The organism is Streptomyces sp. NPDC057939 (assembly GCF_042887545.1).
GTDB lineage: Bacteria > Actinomycetota > Actinomycetes > Streptomycetales > Streptomycetaceae > Streptomyces.
Map to the genome: position 1 here is coordinate 29,842 of NZ_JBHVPG010000007.1, position 17,958 is coordinate 47,799.

Below are 17,958 nucleotides of genomic sequence, written 5' to 3' on the forward strand. Positions count from 1 at the left end.
CTTCGATCGGGCCGGTCGCCGTCGATGGCGACTCGGCGGCGTAACCGGCCCCGCGGCGATCAATTCGCGTCGCGGGGCCGCCACTGCTCCTCACATCGCGGTCAGACGCCTGAGGCGGTGACGCGGATCTTCGACTGTCCGTGCGGGCGCGCTTCCCAGTCGTCCATGAAACGGGCTGCCAGTCCGTGCCGCGCGGCCAGGCGCACCAGCGTCTCGGTGCGGTAGTAGAAGTCCTCGCGCAGCACCTGGTGCTCGACGCCCTCCGTGCGGTCGAAGGTGAAGTCGAAGAAGCCACCGGGAGCCAGGACACGCCCCACGTTCGCAAGGCACTCGTCGATGACCCCGAGCGGCGAGTGCGAGAATACGCTGTGGGCGTGGACGACATCGAAGTGGCCGTCCGGCAGGAAGTCGAGCCGCAGGTCCTGGGTGAGCGTCAAGTACGGCAGCTTGCCCTGCAACCCGTACTCCGTCAGGGTCTGCTTGGCCGCGACGAGGATGTCCGGCGAGATGTCGACGCCGTAGTAGTGGCCGGGCTCCAGGTAGGCGATGAAGTGGTGACCTGCCCGCAGGTTGCCGCAGCCGATGTCGAGAACCCGTTGGTCGGCGCGCAGGCCGTGCTCCAGGAGGTAGTCGAACTGCATGCGGCCGAGTGCGAGCCAGCGCTCATGGCTTCGACTGCCCACCGCGGCCTGCGGACTGCGGGCCGCGTCGGAGGCCATGACGGCCCGGTAGTAGGACACGTGATCCCTGTGCTTGAGCCGTAGCCAGCTGTCCCTCGCAGACCGCAGCAGGTGCGGGCCGACGCGTTCGGGGTGACGCAGGGCGTAGCCGAGCCGGTGGGAGATCGCGGCCCGGTTCGCCGACAGCGAGGCGGGGGTCTTCGTGGGCATCGGGTCCACCGTCCGGGGAGAGCAGTGCGACAGGTGAGGAGCAGATCCTGAGGCAAGGGGAGCGAAGTGCCGGTGCCCGTCGGGCCGCACTGGACAAGCGTGACCCGGGAGACGCAGATTTTCGATGAGGTCGGGGCCCCCCGAACAGGTGATGTCATGGTTGCGGACGGGGTCCGTCGTCACACGGACCCCGTCGGGGTGTGTACGCGAGCGTGCCGGTCACATGGGTGTGAGGACGGTGTCGATGACGTTGACCGTGCCGTTGGCGGTTTGGATGTCGCCACAGACGATCTTCGCCTTTCCGTTGACGGTGAAGTTGTCTCCGGAACCCGCCGTGGTCAGGGATCCACCTTCGAGCGTCTTGAACGAACCCGCGGCGAGCTGGTCCGGGGTGATCTTCTCCCCCACCACGTGGTAGGTGAGGATCTTGGTCAGCTCGGCCTTGTCGGCGAGGATCTTGTCCAGATCGGCCTTCGGGATCTTCGCGAACGCTTCGTTGGTCGGCGCGAACACGGTGATTCCCTCTGCATTGTTCAGGGTGTCGACCAGTCCTGCCTTCTTGACGGCCGTGACCAGCGTCGACAGTGCCGGATTGTTCGACGCAGCGGTTGCCACCGGTTCCTTGGACATGCCTTCGAGGCTGCCTGAGCCCTCCTTGGGGACTGATGCGCAGGCCGGACCGTACGGGTCAGCCCGGTGTGCGTCGGCGAATGCCGGGGCTGCCACACCCAGCAGAATGGGAAGTGTGAAGGCTGAGACCGCGAGTGCGGCCGTTCGTCGGGCGTGCTGCTTGGTCATGGTTCCTCCTCCTGAGAAGAAGATCTCCAGGCTGCTGCCTTTCGACGTTCACGTCCGGAATTCCGCCCCGGGGCGAAGCGTCGTCAACCCCTACTTCGCCCCCCGCTCTCGAAACGGATGGGACGGAGCGATGAACCCCGGAGATTCCGTCGCTTCCTACGATTCCTCGAATCGAGCTACGGCTGGTCCGCAATGGCTGCATCCTTTCTGCTGGAACAGGCGAAGGGAGAACATGACGTTCACACCACTCACCGGCCCATCCGGCGGAAGAAATGGCGGCCGGCCACTCGCGGTCGACGCAGGCGGCTCGCGGCGGAACCCGGAAGGCGGCGGCGATGCCTACCGGCAGTGAGGGAGCGGCCGGTCGAGCCGCAGAGTCCGTATGGAGCTACCCCCGTCCACCGCGGGTCGAGGCTGATGATCGGCACGTGGTGGTCACGTACGCCGACGTGCGGGTGGCCGACACCCACCGGGCCCTGCGCGTGCTGGAGACGAGTCACCCGCCGGTCTTCTACGTACCGTTCGATGACGTCCGAGCGGAGTTTCTGGTCCGATCCGCGTCGCGTTCGTTCTGCGAGTGGAAAGGAGTCGCCACGTATTGGGACCTGGTCGTCACGGATCGCGACCGATCCGTGAATGCCGCCTGGAGCTACGAGGATCCCTTGCCCGCCTTCGCCCAGATCGCCGGTCGCATGGCCTTCTACCCGACCAGGGTCGGTGGCTGCTGGGTGGGCGGCGAGCCGGTGCAAGCGCAGCCGGGAGACTTCTACGGTGGTTGGATCACGTCCGAAATCACGGGTCCGTTCAAGGGGACACCCGGCTCCCAGGGCTGGTAGGCCCTCCGCCCGCGGGCAGCGGCGGCCGTCGACACCTGTCGCGGCCACACGGCCCGGGCCGTTTCACCACCGCTGCCCGGGCCCGATGACCGCGAGACCCACCTGCTCGGCGAGCCAGTGCGCGTACGGCTCCCGCATCTGGCGGCCGCCGAAGCTGCTGCTGCGGACGTGGACGAGGACGGTGTGTTCATCGGTGCGGTCGTCGAGGTCGCGGGTGCCGGTGTTGAGGAGGAGCGTCACCTCGGCGTGCTTGGACTCACCGTGAAAACCTGCCTCGGGCGCGTCCGGCCAGGCCAGGTGCTCCCAGTTGATCTCGCCCGAGTTGGATCCGATGGCGGCCGTGAAGGCGTCCTCGATGCTGCCGACCGGCAGGTCGCGCAGCTCGCACTCCACCGGCAGCCGCCCCTCGTACGCAGACGGGTCGGACGGCAGATCGGGGCCCCGAACGCCGAGGACCAGCGCGGGATGCTCCTCCCACGACATCCCCTCGAACTCCCAAGCCTCCTCATGCCCGCGGAACAACGCCGCGGGCAGCGCCTTCGCGACTCGTCGCACCTCGGCGACCGACCCGAGCATGGCGCACACGGACACCTCGGAGTACTCGCAGCGGCCGAACTCCATGAGGCGGCGCGCGGCACCCAGAGCGAGTACGACGTCGGGAGTGCGGAAGACGGGATAAGCGATGTCGTCGGACATGCGATGACTGTGCCACGGCCCGTGATCGAAAGGCATTCGATTTCATGGACGGTCCACCTCGTACTCGACGTGGCTGCGATCGGCTCGGCGCGCTCGGCAATCGGGATCCGCAGGGCACACTGGTTACACCAAGGACTGCCGGGGAGGCCGGATGAACTGGGCGTCATGGACCACGCGCGGGGTCTTCGCCGGGCGCGATGGGGTGCACACCGGTGGCGAGGGCCCCGTCCTCACGGGTGAACTCGACATTCACACCACGTGGATCGAGGCCGACGGCCTGGCCCAGGTCACGGTGCAGTACAGCGGCGCGTCCGAGTGGCTGCCCCTGGCCGGCAGCCCCGTCCCCTGCGCCGACGAAGGGGCCAGCCGCGCCCTGCACGAGGAGGTCATCCGTGCCGTACGCGCCGGAGCCGCCTTCCCCCTGGACAAGAAGGGGTCCTGAACTCCTCCGGCGGTCGGCGCTCCGGGCCGGCTGTCAGCGCCGTGGCGCATGATGAAACACATGATCCAGACTCTTCCCCTGGCCCTGCCGGACACCCTGGTGGACCACCACCGCCTTGATCTGACCGCGCTCTACTCCAAGGGCTGGGGCGTACACCTCTTCGACCTCGTCGGCGCTCCGAACGGGGACGTGTACGCCCTGTACGGCGTGTACCGCCACACCTACGGGGTCGCCCGCGATGAGCAGGACCCGCAGGTCGCGAACTTCGGGTACCGGATCATCACCCGGTACTCCGCGGAGGGCGAGATCCTGGCGAGCGCGCAGTTCCGTACGGGCGGCGCGCGGGAGGAGGGTTCGGACGTCGCCGACGGCGGCGACCTCAGCCTGTGCGTCCTGCCCGACGGCGTCCTCGCCGTCACCGGGACGCCGGACAGGACGACCCTCGTCGCACCGGACCTGAGTCGGGTCCTGGCCGTCTACGACTCCAAGGACGGTCGCCCGTACCGGGAGTTCACGCAGGGCGAGGGCGACCCCTTCGCCGGCTCCCTCACCGTCACTCCCGCCGGCCGTTTGCTGTGCACACTCGCCGAGTACGGCGTCTGGAGTTACGGCAACGTCATCACCAACCTCGTCGGCATCGCCGAGGGAGCCTTGACCGCCGACTCAAAGCCTGCCATCCGCGCGCTCGCCTCGCTCGACCCCGAACCGGCCCGCCAGAGCGCCGTCGACCTGCGCCCGCACGTGACGTACCGGGACGCTCCCGTCGGCATGGCGAACCGGCCCCGCCCTGCACTGACGGAACTCGTCGCCGCCGAGGACAGCCTCTCCCGCTGGGAGCGGTCCCGCCTGGGCCGCCCGGTCCCGCTCTCCGAGAACCTCTTCGTCGTCCCCTTCTACGCCAGGACGTTCCGGGGCGGCAGCCGCGGCCAGCCCTTCGTCTTCGCCCTCGTCAGCGACCAGGGCGAGATGACCGGACGCCTCCACGGCCTCCACGAGTGGCGCGACTCGCCCTTCACCGGCCACTGCTTCAACCTCGCGGCCGACGCGCACCGCGGCCACGCCTTCCACCTGAACCGCTACGGCCTCTACGCCTGGAACAAGGCAGGAGTGCTCCGCGCCAAGCTGGACACCGACACCAAGACGTTCAAGCCACTGACCCACTTCATCCTCGGATCCTGTGCCCCCAACGGCGACCTGCTGCTGGCCCACACCAAGCAGCACCTGATCCTGCGCGTACCCGCGCCCGACGACCTGACCGACCTCGGCGCCACCGTCGAGGAGGCGTTGCGGGCGTACACCCGCCGGCGGACCGCGCTGAAGAAGGAGTGGGGCCCGGTCAATTGGCACTGGAGCCACTCGGCTCCGCTCCACCGCATCTGACGACGACCACCGGCCGCCGCCGCGCCCGGCTTCGGCCGCGCCTCGTTCAACGACACTCGGAGCAGGCCCCGCGGGTCCTTCCGAGGTTCGTCGGTCGTGGGACGGACGTCGGCGGGCCGCCGGCCGGTCCCGAACCGGCCGCGCCCGGTCAGCGGCGCGGTGCCGGTCCGGGTCTCGGCCGGTGGACCCTCGCGGTAGCACCGCGGTGCTACGCCTGCGGGAGGTGGGCCTGCTTGCTCGCGCAGGTCCACACCGTCGGGCTGCCCAGGCCGTTCGCGTCCAGGAGCGTGCCGCCGACCCGGTCGTCGTCGGTGACGGTCTTGGCGCTGCCACGGCGGGGGCCGTCCCCGCCCGGCAGGGTCAGCACCGGTCCCTTGCCGGGCCAGTACGCGGGCTGGGTGCTCGCCGTCCAGAGCTCCTCGTAGGACGAGGCGTATCCGACTGCCACACCCGATGTCGGGCTCGTGCCCTCCAGGGCCAACTCGGGCTCCCCCGCGAGTCGTCCGGGCTCGGTGGGCAGGGCGTCGTAGGGCTTCTTCCAGGTCGCCGGGCGGTGCTGGCGCAGCTCGCGCCAGCTCGTCCACTCGTGCCCGACGACCCGGCCGCGTTCGTCGATGCCGGTGCCGATGGTGCTATGGATCTGCGCCTCCTCGTTCCAGGCGCGGAGGCTGTACGGCGGGTAGCCGCCGGCGGGCCAGACCACCGGGTGGAGGCGCACGACGTTCTGGTCGTTCTCCTGGTCGTAGAACTCGCCTCGCAGGTGGCCCAGGATGTCGCCCCGCTTGTTGATCGCCGTCACCGACAGCTTGCTGCCGGGGAAGGCGTCTGCGGGCAGCGGGAGTTCACGGACGAGCTTGCCGTTCACCCACTCCTTGGCGATGCCGTTCTCGCTCGTGGCGATGCGTCCGCCCTCGTTGACGGCGACGGAGGACGCGCGGCGCCCGGGGGCGGTCAGCAGCTTCACCGCGGCGTCACCGGGGCGGTAGCTGAAGGCGACGGTGGTGTCCATGTCGCGCTGGAGCGTGCCGACCATCAGCCCGCCATCGCTGACCGACGAGACCTGGCCGCCGGTCCAGCCGTCGGGCAGGGGTACGGCGTGCACCGTGGTGCCCGTCCAGTACACGGGCAGCCCCTTGCTGGTGCCGACCGCCAGATCCGCCCGGCCGAGGTCCGACACGGTCCCCCCGTCCAGGACGGCCCCGACCGGCAACGCCTGCAGGGTCCGAATCTCCGGGGTACAGCCGACGGTGCCCACGGCCTGGGCCGGTCCTGCGGCCGTCACCAACCCGGCCAGTACGGCTGCGGCGACGACTGCGACGGTGTTCTTCTTCCCCACGTGTGAGGCCCCCCTCGTGATCATGACGTACTCGAATGCACATACTGCCCGGCGATCCGGGACTCTCGCACGTGTTTTCGCAGCCCGGACAGTCGTGTTGGGCAATCCGCAGGGCCGCGAGCGGTCCCCCACGACGAACACACGAACACTGGGACTGAGTTCGGGGTTCCTGTCCAGCCCGAAATCTCGTCGATCCCATCGCACGGTGACGCTTACGGTGCCTCCATGACTGATGGGAAGACCACCACGACCGACCACGAGCGGCTGGTCCGGCTCATCGCACCGCCGACCGTCCTCGTGGACTCCCATGGTGACTGGGCCGTCGTCGAGGCAGGGCTCGGTACCCGACTGCCCGAGGACTACAAGCGGCTCGTCGAGGCCTACGGTTGGGGGGAGTTCTGCGACTTCCTCCACCTCCACACGCCGTTCGGTACGAGCGAGCACAACGGCATCGAGTGGCAGCGAGCCCACCCGACGGGATCTCGCGAAAGGGACCGCCGGCGCCACCCGTATCCTCTGCACCCGGCTCCCGGGGCACTGCTGATCTGGGGCACCACCATGGACGCGGACCGACTGTGTTGGCGCACCGACGGGGCCCCCGAGGAATGGCCCGTCGTGGTGTGGAGCAGCGAGGGCCGGTACCGGACTCATGCCATGGGAACCTCCGAGTTCATCGAGAGCTGGGCCCTCGGGCGTGCCAGCTCCGATCTGCTCGTGGGCATGGAGCCGGACCTGGCCCCGTGGTTCAACTCCTTCCGCCCCCGCACCGACCGGTGCCTTCGTCTGTCCGAAGGTCCCTTCTCCCACGCCGAACGCCTACGGCTCCTGCTCGAATCGCTGGCTCCCACTGTCGATCGGGGCTCGTGGCGCTCCGAACACGACGAGATGGGACAGGACCACTTCGCAATCCTCGATGCCGACTGGCTGCTCACCTACGACGCCGCCCGCCCTCATCAAATCCGGATCGGATTCCCGCCCGAGGACAGCGGACGAGCCCGGCAGCGTCTCCTCGACGCCGTTCACCACATGGGCTGCGAGGTCGTTGAGATCATGACCGCGGCCGGAACGCCCCTACCGTCCTGGGACACCGTCACGGACGAGGACTGACAGGCGGATCCGACCGACGGAGAGGAGGAGGGTCTGATGGTCTTTCCGCGCCTTCTTGTTCGTCGGCAGCCGCGAGCCCTGCCGGTCGATGAGCTCATCCCTGGGCGTGCGTGACCGCACCGCCGGGCCAGCTCGCCCGTCCGGGAGGGGCACCCGGCCGGCGCTCCCGCAGGGCCTGCGGTGGACGACTCCGGCAAGGACGGCAAGGGGTCATTAGGGGCAAAACAGGGGGCGGGTTCTGTGGTCGGCGGGTTGCCGGGCGGGAAGCATGAGGGGCGGCGTTTGCCAAATTGTCCAGCACGTTCAGGAGTTGGTTATGCGACACCGCATCACTGCCGCCCTGGCCCTCGGGGCCGCCCTCGCCATCGCACCCATGGCTACCGCTTCCGCCGCCACCCAGACCACCGTCACCGCCGATCAGTGCTTCAAGAACGGCGGCTTCTTCGGCGGCTACAACAGCGACGCCAAGGCGTTCTGCACGCGCGGCGTGTACGACGGCGTCCCGTTCGACAAGGACCCGAACCAGGGCTGGTGTCCCGATGGCCAGCACATCGTCTTCCGCTACCTGCAGGGCCTCTTCTGCGTCCCCAACGTGCCCACCGTCAAGGGCTGACCTCAGCCGCCCGGCCTTCGCATGAGCCGACAGCCCCGCAGCGGACCAGCCGCTGCGGGGCTTGTGCGTACCAGCACCCGAGCCTGCGTCGGACGTCATCAGGTTTCTCCACGGGCCGGTCGGACGGATTCGTAGGAGCGGCCGGCGGGGCAGGGGTCCGACCCCGTGGCCCGGCCCTGGCCCGTCCCCCGCTCGGCTCTCCGACCCGACGGGCAGTGGCACCTTTCACCGGTACGTTTCCGCCTCACCGGTACCCGCCGTTCCTCCGATCCGGACCCGTCCCGGGCGGGCCGGAGCGGGGCCGTCCGGCCTGGTGCACGACGGGAAACGTCATCCGTGGGGCCGGGCGGTCGTGCGGGATGGGCCACAGGAACAGACCATGGCAGGTGTCCGGTCGATTCGGTCGGACGTGGCCCGTGCCCTGGAGGAAACGTGTCGGACCTCAAGTTCGAACAGAAACGCTCGCTGTCCCGAAGCGAGGCCGCCGAGCAGCTCGCAGCGCTCGCCGAGGCACTGAGAGAGGGCGGGAACGCCGAGGTCACGCTCGGTTCGGGCGTCCTGAGTCTGCGCGTGCCCGATGAGCTCCGCAGTGAGATCGAGATCGAGGTGGACGGTGACGAGATCGAGCTGGAGATCGAGCTGAAGTGGACGACCGGTCGACCTCGTACGGAGGCGCGCGCCGGGCGGGAGACCTCGCCGGACGCCTCGGACGATGGCGAACGGGCACCGACGGCACAGCCGCGACCCGCACGGCCGCGGAAGACCGCGGCGACGGCCAAACCCCGAAGGTCCGTCGCGAAGCGCCCGTGAGCTGCGGCTTCCGGTCGGTTCGGTCCGGTCCGGTTCTCCGCGGCGCGGCGACACCGCTGCGGTGGGGTTGCGGAAACGTGCCCCACGGCATCCGTGCGCTCCGGCGGTCGCGTCGCCGGCACGCTGCGTGCGTGGTGGGTGAAGAGTGGGTCCAGGGGGCATGAAGCCCCTCGGATCTCGGGACGTGACCGAGACGACGCGTGGTCGAACGGAGGCTCCCCGCGTGAGCATGCACGCCCAGGCACGTCTGGCCCTGCTGTCCGGTGCGGCGGCCCTCATCGTCATGCTGGTCTTCGCCGGGCTCCGGAGCGTCGTTCTGGTGGGTGTCGGGCTGGCCGGAGTGTCCCTCACCGCTGTCGCCGCCTGGCTCGTCCTGGCCCACCGTGGCCCCGTTCGGTGGATGGCGGCGCTGCTGTTGGTGGCGGCGCCCGTGGCGGTGATCGTGTGGTTCGCCCGGGTGGGACTGCTCCGGGTGGTGATCTGCTCGGTCCTCCTGTGGGTCCTGGCCGCGGCTTGCGGACGTGCCGCGCTCGTGCGGGAGGGTCGGTCCCGGATGCCCGAGCTGCCCGCCGTGCCGCCGCGACGGCCGTACATCATCATGAATCCCCGCTCCGGCGGCGGAAAGGTCGGCTCCTTCCACCTCCGCGAGAAGGCCGAGGCGATGGGCGCCGACGTGCTCCTCCTCGACCCGGATCATCCCCAGGACGTCGTCGCCCTCGCGCGCCGGGCGGTGGACGAAGGGGCCGACCTGTTGGGGGTCGCGGGTGGCGACGGTACGCAGGCTCTGGTGGCCGGTGTGGCCTCGGAGCGGGGCGTACCGTTCCTGGTGATCAGTGCGGGTACGCGCAACCACTTCGCCCTGGACCTCGGACTGGACCGGCGCAACCCGGCGGCCTGCCTGGACGCCCTGGCCGACGGGGTGGAGGTCCGGGTCGACCTCGGCAGGATCGGCGACCGGCCCTTCGTGAACAACGCGTCCTTCGGGACGTACGCGGAGGTGGTCCGGAACCCGGCGTACCGCGACGACAAGATCCGTACGATCCTGGCGCTGTTGCCGGACCTGCTCGCGCGCCACACGGGCCCCCGGCTCAGCGTGCACGCCCCCGGGTTCGCCGTGGACGGTCCGCAGGCAGTGCTGGTGAGCAACAATCCGTACGGCAGGGGTGACGCTGCGGGGCTCCGCAGGCGCAGTCGGCTGGACACCGGCACGCTCGGCGTGCTGGGCGTGAAGGTGACGAACGCCGCGCAGGCGGCGGGAATCCTGCGTCACGGCCGGGCCGGTGGCCTGACGTCGGTCCGTGTCAGCGAGGTTGTCGTGGACTCTGACGGTCCGGTCATCCAGGTCGGTGTGGACGGCGAGTCCCTGACGATGCCGGCGCCGGTGCGCTGCCACGTGGAACCGGGGGCACTGCGGGTCCTGGTACCCCGGCACCGGCCCGGGGCGGGTGCCGGGGTACCGATGAACTGGCCCGAGGTGCGCAGACTGGCCTTCACGACGGGGCGGGGTGCGGGCTCCGGCCGGTAGCCGGATGGGCGGCGCGGGTGCCGGTCCGGTGGTCCTTGTCGGTCAGGACCTGAAGCGGCGCCGGTCATCGGCCCCGGGAAACGGAACGGTGCGCGATGGCATCGACGTCGGCGTCGGCCTCGGCCTCGGCGTCACAGCTGGGGCACGTACGGGGCGAGACCGACGATGACGACGGACCGTTCGCCCGGCCCCGGACCGGAACCCGCGCGGACCGGGCCGACGTAGTGACTGACCCTGTGGTCGTGGACGGCGTAACCGTCCAGTGGGTCGGTGAGGGTGAAGCTCGCGTGGATGTCCGCCCACGGGTCCTCGGGCTGGAGGCCCGCGCCGGCCGGTGTGGCGATGACGTTCTGCCCGCCGGTGACGTTGGTGCGGCTGATCAGATGGGCGAAGGTGAACGTGCCGGTCGAACCTCCGTCCTGGTGGAGGCAGTTCGGCGAGGACACGGCTTCCTGCCCCGGGCCGTCGACGCCGAGCCTGATCAGGTGGACACCGACCCACAGGGGACGTCGGCCCAGGTCCTTCACGGCCAGGACCTGATCGATGTCCCAATGCAGGAGTCGCAGCAGCAGCGCGTTGTCCAGGAGGGTCTCGGGGATGGCGGGGAGCGCGCGTCGCGGGCGGGGGTGCTCGCGGTCGTCGCTGCCCTGCGAGAAGTCCGTGACCGTTCCGTGCACGGGGTCGGGGGTTCCGGGGATCCAGGACAGCTCGCCCTTCCAGGGCAGGTGCACGGCATGGGAGTACCGGCGGAACCGGTTCGTACCCGGCGCGTAGGGATCGGGCGGCAGGGCGGTGCAGACCTCCTGCATCCTGGCCAGATCACCGGCGAGGGATCCCTCCGGGACGATACCGAGCCGGTCCGCGCCGAAGCGGGCGAACCCGTGCTCGCGCAGATCCTCCGAGCCTCCACCCGGATCCGCGGCCTCGGGGTGCGAACGTCTCCCGGATTCTGTCTTTTCCACGTGTTCCTCCACCGAATGACCCGCCACGGCCACGGTTCCGCCCGCCCGCGTCGGTCCGGGAGCAGTCAGCATCCTTCCACGCTCCAGTGGAATGCTCGCGCCGCGTGCGCGGTTGGCTGACGCTTCCCGCCGTCTCCGGGGGCGAGGACGTTCCCGACCCGGTGGTAACCGTGCGCCGTGCGAGGCCCCCGGGGCGGATCTATGGTGGCAGGGAGCCCCGGCACCCGTCCCCCGGCATGCGTGGAAGCACGTGTCCCGCCACCGACCCGGCGGCCCGACGGTGCCGGTGCTGCTCGACGGCCGTAGGGCCAGGCAGGAGGGCCTCGGATGGACCGCCAAGCGAGCACCGCGATGCGTCACCCGCTCCACGCGAGTCCCGCGGAGCGGGCGGCACGCGGCAAGGAGGCCCGGCGCCGTTCGCCACGCTCGGGACACGCGGCGTACGAACCTCCGGCGGACGGGCGGGACCCGCTGGCGATCCTTGAGGCACAGTCGGCGACCCGGGTTCCCGAACTCGTGCCGATCCGCTACGGCCGGATGACCGAGTCCCCGTTCCGGTTCTACCGGGGTGCCGCCGCGATCATGGCCTCGGACCTCGCCGGCACCCCCGACTCGGGGATCTCCGCCCAGCTGTGCGGAGACGCTCACCTGCTGAACTTCCGGTTGCTGGCGTCGCCCGAGCGCGAGCTCATGTTCGACATCAACGACTTCGACGAGACCCTGCCCGGCCCATGGGAGTGGGACGTGAAGCGGCTGTCGGCGAGCTTCGTCATCGCCGGTCGGGCGAACGGCTTCGACGACGCCGAGCGGGCCCGCATCGTGGCCGGCACCGTGCGCTCGTACCGCGAGGCGATGATCGACTTCGCCGGCATGGGCAACCTCGACGTCTGGTACGCGAAGATCGACGCCGGACGCCTCAAGGAACTCGCCGCAGCACGGCTCCGCAAGAAGGGTCGGCTGAAGCTCGACCGTGCCCTGGCCAGGGCACGGTCGCGGGACACCCTGCAAGCGTTCGGCAAGCTCACCCGAATGGTGGACGGTCACGCGATGATCGCGCCGGATCCTCCGCTGCTCGTACCGGCCGCCGACCTGCTACCGGACGCCGAACGCAGCGAGTTGGAAAAGCAGTTCAGCGGACTCATCGACCGGTACGGGTTGACGCTGCCGTCCGACCGACGGCACTTGTTGACGGACTACCGGCTGCAGGACGTCGCCCGCAAGGTCGTGGGCGTGGGCAGCGTGGGAACCCGTTGCTGGATCTTCCTGCTGCTCGGGCGGGACGGCGGGGACCCGTTGCTGCTGCAGGCGAAGGAGGCGGGCCCGTCCGTGCTCGCCGACCACCTCGGGGCAGGCGCGCACCGCAACCAGGGCGAGCGCGTGGTCGCGGGACAGCGACTGATGCAGGCCACGAGCGACATGTTCCTGGGGTGGGAGAGGGTCGACGGGATCGACGGCAAGCGCCGCGACTTCTACATCCGCCAACTGCGCGACTGGAAGGGCATCGCGATGCCGGAGACGATGTCACCCGGCCAGTTGGCGACGTTCGGCGAGGTCTGCGGCATCACGCTGGCCCGCGCCCACGCACGGTCGGGCGATCGGATCGCGATCGCCTCCTACCTTGGCAGCGGCGACTCGTTCGACCGGGCCCTCGTCAGCTTCGCGGAGGGGTACGCGGACCAGAACGAGCGTGACCACCGGGCACTGGTGGACGCGGTGCGCACGGGACGCCTACCGGCCGAGCAACTACCGACGGACTGAGGGGCCAGGCCTGAGGGTCAGGCCCCGCGGAGCCCGCCCCGGCTCGATCGGGCCTGCCTGCCGACCTGCCGACCTGCCGACCTGCATGCCACGCTTCCCGTGTAGGACGTCCCGATCGGAGCAAGATGATCAGTATGAACAGCAACAGCGCGTCCGAGTCGGGCGAATGGTACTTCGACACCGCCACCCACACCGTCGTGGACGGGCCCGGGCCCGATCGCCTCGGCCCCTACCCCACCCGCGAGAAGGCGGCTTCGGCCATGGAGACGGTGGCCGACCGCAACAGGGCGTGGCAGGAGGATCCTCGCTGGGACGACAAGGAGGACGAGGGGGATACGGGGTCCAAGGGGTAACGGCTCGGGGCGCCGCCTGAACCCCCGCCCGGGTGCACGCGGCGCCCGCTCCTCCGCCACATCGGCAAGCCTGACGCCCAGCGACTCCTCGACCGCCCTCCACGGCGCTTGCGAAGCCGGCCGAGTCCTCGGCCGCGGTCCGAACAGTTCCGCCCGTACGTCGGACGCCCTCTCTCGCCCCTGCCGCATTTCTCCGATGCGCATATCGACGCGCTTCCCGGCCGCGAGAGCCGTTTCGGTTTGCCGGGGTGCGGGACAGCAGCCGCGGCGAACGAGCCGGTCCCGACCGTGGGGTGGGGCTGACGGATCGATGCGCGACCGACGACACAGAGCCCGGCTCGGGTGGATGTGGCCCGACCGGGCTCCGCGCGTGTGGGTACCGCTTCGAGGCTGGTCCGTCAGTGCCTCGTTCGCATCCCCGTGCTGGAGCTACCACGGGGATGCGCGGCAACTGTCAGTGCTGGATGGCGACCAGGCGCTTGCAGACGATCGCGAGGTCGTAGGTGTGGGATGCGGTGTCGTTGTTGACGACCGTGGTCTCCCAGGACTCGCTGACGCCCTTGATGGACTTCTGGAGGAAGAGGCTGGTGGAGCTGAGGGCGACGCCGCCGCTGTCGATCAACCAGCCCGGGTCGCAGGCCAGGCTGCCGTTGTGCGGGGTTCCCGGGACGACGGTGAACGTCGTCTCCAGGGTCCGGGATTGCAGTTCGTAGCTGATTCCGCCGCGCGAGTCCTGGCAATGGTTGGGGCTGGGGTTGCGGTTGTCGCTGTGCTTGTTGTCGTAGCCGCAGTCGCTGCCCGACCGGAGCGGAGTGTCCGCGGCGAACGCCGGTGCGGCGAACCCGGTGAGTGCCAGGACGAGAGAGGCGGTCAGGACTGCGGCCGGGCGGGCGTCCGGACGGTTCGGGGTGCGGTGCATGTTCGCTTTGCTCCTTGCTGGTGCGTGCGGGCCGGGCCGTCGTGGTGATGCGACCCGGCCACCGTGGGACTACTTGTGGGCGTGACCGGGCTTCTTGTGATCGAGCCGGGCACAGAGTGCGTGGACCTCGGCCACCCAGGTGCCTGCGGTCGGGTTGGCGGTGCCGGCGGGCAGCGTGTTGGAGACCGAAGCGATCCAGTTCTGCGCGTCGCCCGAGTTCTCCCAGTGCACGTTCAGATCGGGGCTGCGCAGGGTGACTCCGCCACCGGTGACGAAGTAGCCGCGGGGGCAGACCGCTTCCAGCGTGGTCGTGGTGCCGGGGAGCACGGGGGCGCTGATGTTGACCACCTTGCGCACGTCGAGGTCCGCGCGGTGTCCGTGCCCGGAGTCCCCCTTGGGACCGCGAGGACCCTTGTCGCCCTTGTCGCCCTTGTCACCCTTGGGACCCTTGGGGCCGGCGGGACCTTGGGGGCCCGGCTTGCCGTGGCCGGACGCACCGGGCGGACCTGCGGGCCCTGCGGGGCCGACTGCACCTGCCGGTCCGGCGGGGCCGCCAGGGCCGGGAGGGCCACCGATCCCGGCCGTGCCCGCGGGTCCGGCGGGGCCGGCCGATCCGGGCGGGCCTGCCGAACCGATGGGGCCGGCCGGGCCCTGATTGCCGGTGTCGCCCTTCGGACCCTGGACACCGGCATCACCCTTGACGCCCTGGGCGCCGTTGTCGCCACGCGGGCCGGCAGGACCGGCCGGGCCCTGATTGCCCGTGTCGCCCTTCTGACCCTGCGCACCGGGGTCACCCTTGGGACCTTGAGTACCGGTGTCGCCCTTGGGACCTTGAGTACCGGTGTCGCCCTTGGGACCCTGGGTACCGGGGTCGCCCTTCGGGCCTTGAGTACCCGTGTCGCCCTTCGGACCCTGAGGGCCGGTGTCGCCCTGCTTGCCGGGGTGGCCCTTGGGGCCCTGCGGGCCGGTGTCACCCTTGGATCCGGTGTCGCCCTTGGGCCCGACGTCACCCTTGGGCCCGGTCGGACCGGTGTCACCCGGCTTGCCCGGACGACCCTTCGGACCCTGCGGGCCGGTGTCGCCCTGGGGCCCGGTCGGGCCGGTGTCTCCGGGCTTTCCAGGGTGACCCTTGGGACCCTGCGGACCGGTGGGACCAGTCGGACCGGTGGGGCCAGTGGAGCCGGTCGCACCAGTGGGACCTGTCGGCCCGGTGGGGCCTGTGGGGCCTGTGGGGCCGGTCGGGCCGGTGTCGCCCTTCGGGCCTCGGGGGCCGCGCGGACCTTCCTTGCAGTCCTTCTCGGAGCCACCACCTCCCCCGCCACCGCTCATGCGAGGATCGTCGCTCCCGTGCTCACACGGTGCCTGCGGCCCGGCCACGGCCGGGACAGAGGTAGTTCCCGCCTGCTGTCCGACGTTGACCGCAGCCACTGCCGGCGCACCGGCAACTCCCAACACGGCCGAGGCCAGGAGCCCACACATCAGCCACGCGCCCCCGGCGCCCGCTCTCGCCTTACGACGAGCATCCATCCGCACTGCTCCTTGTCGACCAGGACCCCTCACGGGATCAATTGCGACTTTTATACGCAAAACGGATATTGAACATTCACCTAGGGACCGCGATTCACTCTCGTAACAGTGATCACACTGGCAACACTGGCCACCGGACGCCGCGTGTGGGCAAAGTGGCCGCCGGACGAGAGAGTGACACCGACTCCTCGACACACGCCTCGCCATGACGAGAGGCGCCGTCCCAGGTGACGACCGGAGCCACGACCACCCGACCGGCGCGTCCGGCCGCGACCTTGCGCGGCAAGGCCGAGAGGCTCGGCAGCGGTCGACCACGAACCGCGCCCCACCCCGCACCCCCGGCCGGATCGGAAGCCCGGTGAAGCAGCGCGATGCCATCGCCCGGAGCCCCGCGATGCCGTGCGTATCGATGGCGGGACGGTGAGAGCGGTGGGACCGACAAGGCCGAACCGGAACCCGGTGGGCGCCCCGCTCTTCGAGTCCAGGTCGGGCCGACCTCCCGTGCGATCAGCCCGCCGGATCCGCGCGGGCGCCGGAAGCCAGGTCAACGCCGCCGGTCCGACACCATCGTGCCGAGAAATTCCGCGAGCGTTCTCGCCGATCATGTCAGTGTGAGGGCGTGACAAGGATCGAGATGGCGGATGCGTTCGCGGCGAGCAGCTCCAACGTTTTCGGGAGTCTCCACGCCTATCGGGTTCGTGGACGAGGCCGCAGCGCGGTGATTCTGTGGAGTGGTGGCAGAGGCGACGCACCTGATCAGGTGGTGGCGTTGCCGGCGGCCGATCGCTGTGGGGTACCGGTGTTCACGACTGTCCGACAAGCACGGATGTACGCAACCCGACGGGGGCTGAGGCCGGCCACTGCCGAGGCCAACACCCTGGAACTCAAGCGTGTCGAGCACTGGCTCGAGGACCCGGTGCGCCGGCGTGTTCCCGCGGGTCCGGTGCTGGAGGCCTGGAACTTCTTCGAGGATCTGGCACGCGGACTCCACGAGAGCAACCGGTTGCCCCGGCAGAGTTCGGTGCACAACAGCGCCTACGAGAAGTTGTTCGCCGACGAATGCGCCGAATGGACTCCCGCAGAGCATGACGCGGTACTGGAACTGGTCGCGGCTGGGTTGGAGTTGTGGAATTCCTGCCCCGTGATCACAAATCCCCGCTCGCGCGCTGTCGTCGCCGGTGTGCCCAGGTCGTAGCGCCCCCGCACCCTCCCGGAACCAACCGTGCCCTCATGGGGTGCAGGCCTCCGCGATCGACAGGCTGTTCTCGTAGAGGTGGTGCCGGGTGATCCGGCCGTCCTCGACGGTGAGGTGCAGTGCGAACGGGCCCGCGAAGGACTTTCCCGTCGCGCGTACGGTCCCTGACAGGTGCCCCATCAGGACAGCTTCCGTGCCGTCGACGAGGAAGGTGTCGACGGAGGCGCGCGCCTCTTCGGGCACGGTGTGCTCCAACAACTCCGTCAGCTGCGCGGCGCACTCGGCGGCAGTGGACCGCGGGCGGATCCACGGGACGACGGGATTCTCGGCCAGCAGCCAGTCGACCTCACCGGCGAAGAGCCCGGTGAGCCGTCCGGTGTCCCCGGCCACCCGGGCGGCAATGAACTCCTGCACCACGGCCCGGGTGGCGGCGGCAACAGAACTCGTGGTGGTGCCCGAACCCGTTGTGTTCGCAGCTGACTGAACGGACATGGCGCTCTCCTCACCGTTGCGTTCCCGACGGAGTGAGTTCCCGTCGATGTGCTTGATCCTCGCGGTGGAGGCGAGCCGGGTCGATTACCCCAGGGGTAACGAGCGGCCGACAGGGACAGGAGACTCCACCCTCCAGAGGCGGGCCCCCTGGGTCTTCACGACAGCAGTTCCGCACGTCGGAACCGAGGCGGGGCGGCTGTCAGGAGTCGAGGGCGACCCTGCGGCGGCGGCCGTTTACTGGAGCTCTCCACTCTCCCGCCGGGCCGCCGGGCCGCCGGCCCATCGCGTGCATGCGGAACAACACCTCCATTGCCCGACG

Annotated in this window: 18 protein-coding genes; 10 read left to right on the forward strand and 8 right to left on the reverse strand. The window is 70.1% G+C overall.

Annotation, left to right across the window (positions count from 1 at the left end; translation table 11 throughout):
• Positions 1–101: 101 nt before the first annotated feature.
• Complete coding sequence (locus ACFVS6_RS10635; protein WP_389702566.1) at positions 102–890, reverse strand: class I SAM-dependent DNA methyltransferase; 789 nt, start codon at positions 888–890, stop codon at positions 102–104.
• Positions 891–1,109: 219 nt separating this feature from the next.
• Positions 1,110–1,688 (reverse strand): fasciclin domain-containing protein, encoded by a 579-nt coding sequence (locus ACFVS6_RS10640; RefSeq protein WP_389702568.1) that lies wholly within the window; start codon positions 1,686–1,688, stop codon positions 1,110–1,112.
• 428 nt (positions 1,689–2,116) lie between these two features.
• On the opposite strand from ACFVS6_RS10640, the gene ACFVS6_RS10645 reads away from it, so the two are divergent.
• The gene (locus tag ACFVS6_RS10645) at positions 2,117–2,524 is read left to right on the forward strand and encodes a DUF427 domain-containing protein (protein WP_389702570.1); all 408 of its coding nucleotides are present in this window, start codon (positions 2,117–2,119) and stop codon (positions 2,522–2,524) included.
• 63 nt (positions 2,525–2,587) lie between these two features.
• On the opposite strand, the gene ACFVS6_RS10650 is transcribed toward ACFVS6_RS10645, so the two are convergent.
• Positions 2,588–3,220: a hypothetical protein gene (locus ACFVS6_RS10650; protein WP_389702572.1), complete on the reverse strand. Its 633-nt coding sequence runs from the start codon at positions 3,218–3,220 to the stop codon at positions 2,588–2,590.
• A gap of 151 nt (positions 3,221–3,371) precedes the next feature.
• Here ACFVS6_RS10650 and ACFVS6_RS10655 point away from each other — a divergent pair, with 151 nt between their 5' ends.
• Both ACFVS6_RS10655 and ACFVS6_RS10660 read left to right on the forward strand, forming a co-directional pair.
• Positions 3,372–3,662 (forward strand): hypothetical protein, encoded by a 291-nt coding sequence (locus ACFVS6_RS10655; protein WP_389702574.1) that lies wholly within the window; start codon positions 3,372–3,374, stop codon positions 3,660–3,662.
• Between the two features lie 60 nt (positions 3,663–3,722).
• Positions 3,723–5,042, forward strand: a complete 1,320-nt coding sequence (locus tag ACFVS6_RS10660) for a hypothetical protein (protein WP_389702576.1) — start codon at positions 3,723–3,725, stop codon at positions 5,040–5,042.
• A 208-nt stretch (positions 5,043–5,250) separates the two neighbouring features.
• On the opposite strand, the gene ACFVS6_RS10665 is transcribed toward ACFVS6_RS10660, so the two are convergent.
• Positions 5,251–6,378 (reverse strand): hypothetical protein, encoded by a 1,128-nt coding sequence (locus tag ACFVS6_RS10665; RefSeq protein WP_389702578.1) that lies wholly within the window; start codon positions 6,376–6,378, stop codon positions 5,251–5,253.
• A gap of 225 nt (positions 6,379–6,603) precedes the next feature.
• Between ACFVS6_RS10665 and ACFVS6_RS10670 the strand changes: the two genes are divergently transcribed.
• From ACFVS6_RS10670 to ACFVS6_RS10685, 4 genes are all read left to right on the forward strand, one after another.
• A complete protein-coding gene (locus ACFVS6_RS10670) occupies positions 6,604–7,485 on the forward strand; it encodes an SMI1/KNR4 family protein (RefSeq protein ID WP_389702579.1) in 882 nt (293 codons plus the stop codon).
• Between the two features lie 316 nt (positions 7,486–7,801).
• A complete protein-coding gene (locus tag ACFVS6_RS10675; protein ID WP_389702580.1) occupies positions 7,802–8,098 on the forward strand; it encodes a hypothetical protein in 297 nt (98 codons plus the stop codon).
• 432 nt (positions 8,099–8,530) lie between these two features.
• Positions 8,531–8,908, forward strand: coding sequence for an amphi-Trp domain-containing protein (locus ACFVS6_RS10680; RefSeq protein ID WP_389702582.1), 378 nt, complete (start codon positions 8,531–8,533; stop codon positions 8,906–8,908).
• 229 nt (positions 8,909–9,137) lie between these two features.
• On the forward strand, positions 9,138–10,433 hold the full coding sequence (locus ACFVS6_RS10685; protein WP_389702931.1) for a diacylglycerol/lipid kinase family protein: 1,296 nt from the start codon (positions 9,138–9,140) through the stop codon (positions 10,431–10,433).
• Positions 10,434–10,564: 131 nt separating this feature from the next.
• Here ACFVS6_RS10685 and ACFVS6_RS10690 read toward each other — a convergent pair whose 3' ends face one another.
• Complete coding sequence (locus ACFVS6_RS10690) at positions 10,565–11,395, reverse strand: 2OG-Fe dioxygenase family protein (RefSeq protein ID WP_389702584.1); 831 nt, start codon at positions 11,393–11,395, stop codon at positions 10,565–10,567.
• Positions 11,396–11,722: 327 nt separating this feature from the next.
• Here ACFVS6_RS10690 and ACFVS6_RS10695 point away from each other — a divergent pair, with 327 nt between their 5' ends.
• Complete coding sequence (locus ACFVS6_RS10695; protein ID WP_389702585.1) at positions 11,723–13,153, forward strand: DUF2252 domain-containing protein; 1,431 nt, start codon at positions 11,723–11,725, stop codon at positions 13,151–13,153.
• Between the two features lie 134 nt (positions 13,154–13,287).
• A complete protein-coding gene (locus ACFVS6_RS10700; RefSeq protein WP_389702587.1) occupies positions 13,288–13,506 on the forward strand; it encodes a hypothetical protein in 219 nt (72 codons plus the stop codon).
• A gap of 454 nt (positions 13,507–13,960) precedes the next feature.
• Here ACFVS6_RS10700 and ACFVS6_RS10705 read toward each other — a convergent pair whose 3' ends face one another.
• Positions 13,961–14,425: a hypothetical protein gene (locus ACFVS6_RS10705; RefSeq protein ID WP_389702589.1), complete on the reverse strand. Its 465-nt coding sequence runs from the start codon at positions 14,423–14,425 to the stop codon at positions 13,961–13,963.
• A gap of 69 nt (positions 14,426–14,494) precedes the next feature.
• Positions 14,495–14,782, reverse strand: coding sequence for a hypothetical protein (locus tag ACFVS6_RS10710; protein WP_389702591.1), 288 nt, complete (start codon positions 14,780–14,782; stop codon positions 14,495–14,497).
• A 1,789-nt stretch (positions 14,783–16,571) separates the two neighbouring features.
• On the opposite strand from ACFVS6_RS10710, the gene ACFVS6_RS10715 reads away from it, so the two are divergent.
• Positions 16,572–17,147, forward strand: coding sequence for a hypothetical protein (locus tag ACFVS6_RS10715; protein WP_389702593.1), 576 nt, complete (start codon positions 16,572–16,574; stop codon positions 17,145–17,147).
• Positions 17,148–17,180: 33 nt separating this feature from the next.
• On the opposite strand, the gene ACFVS6_RS10720 is transcribed toward ACFVS6_RS10715, so the two are convergent.
• Complete coding sequence (locus tag ACFVS6_RS10720) at positions 17,181–17,639, reverse strand: nuclear transport factor 2 family protein (protein ID WP_389702594.1); 459 nt, start codon at positions 17,637–17,639, stop codon at positions 17,181–17,183.
• Between the last annotated feature and the right edge of the window lie 319 nt (positions 17,640–17,958).

What these genes read in the sequence shown, in the direction of transcription:
- ACFVS6_RS10700 (WP_389702587.1), top strand. Translation starts at nt 13,288, where the DNA reads ATGAACAGCAACAGCGCGTCCGAGTCGGGCGAATGGTACTTCGACACC.
- ACFVS6_RS10660 (WP_389702576.1), top strand. Translation starts at nt 3,723, where the DNA reads ATGATCCAGACTCTTCCCCTGGCCCTGCCGGACACCCTGGTGGACCAC.
- ACFVS6_RS10685 (WP_389702931.1), top strand. Translation starts at nt 9,138, where the DNA reads ATGCACGCCCAGGCACGTCTGGCCCTGCTGTCCGGTGCGGCGGCCCTC.
- ACFVS6_RS10650 (WP_389702572.1), bottom strand. Translation starts at nt 3,220, where the DNA reads ATGTCCGACGACATCGCTTATCCCGTCTTCCGCACTCCCGACGTCGTA.
- ACFVS6_RS10675 (WP_389702580.1), top strand. Translation starts at nt 7,802, where the DNA reads ATGCGACACCGCATCACTGCCGCCCTGGCCCTCGGGGCCGCCCTCGCC.
- ACFVS6_RS10640 (WP_389702568.1), bottom strand. Translation starts at nt 1,688, where the DNA reads ATGACCAAGCAGCACGCCCGACGAACGGCCGCACTCGCGGTCTCAGCC.
- ACFVS6_RS10655 (WP_389702574.1), top strand. Translation starts at nt 3,372, where the DNA reads ATGAACTGGGCGTCATGGACCACGCGCGGGGTCTTCGCCGGGCGCGAT.
- ACFVS6_RS10720 (WP_389702594.1), bottom strand. Translation starts at nt 17,639, where the DNA reads ATGTCCGTTCAGTCAGCTGCGAACACAACGGGTTCGGGCACCACCACG.
- ACFVS6_RS10705 (WP_389702589.1), bottom strand. Translation starts at nt 14,425, where the DNA reads ATGCACCGCACCCCGAACCGTCCGGACGCCCGCCCGGCCGCAGTCCTG.
- ACFVS6_RS10635 (WP_389702566.1), bottom strand. Translation starts at nt 890, where the DNA reads ATGCCCACGAAGACCCCCGCCTCGCTGTCGGCGAACCGGGCCGCGATC.
- ACFVS6_RS10670 (WP_389702579.1), top strand. Translation starts at nt 6,604, where the DNA reads ATGACTGATGGGAAGACCACCACGACCGACCACGAGCGGCTGGTCCGG.
- ACFVS6_RS10695 (WP_389702585.1), top strand. Translation starts at nt 11,723, where the DNA reads ATGGACCGCCAAGCGAGCACCGCGATGCGTCACCCGCTCCACGCGAGT.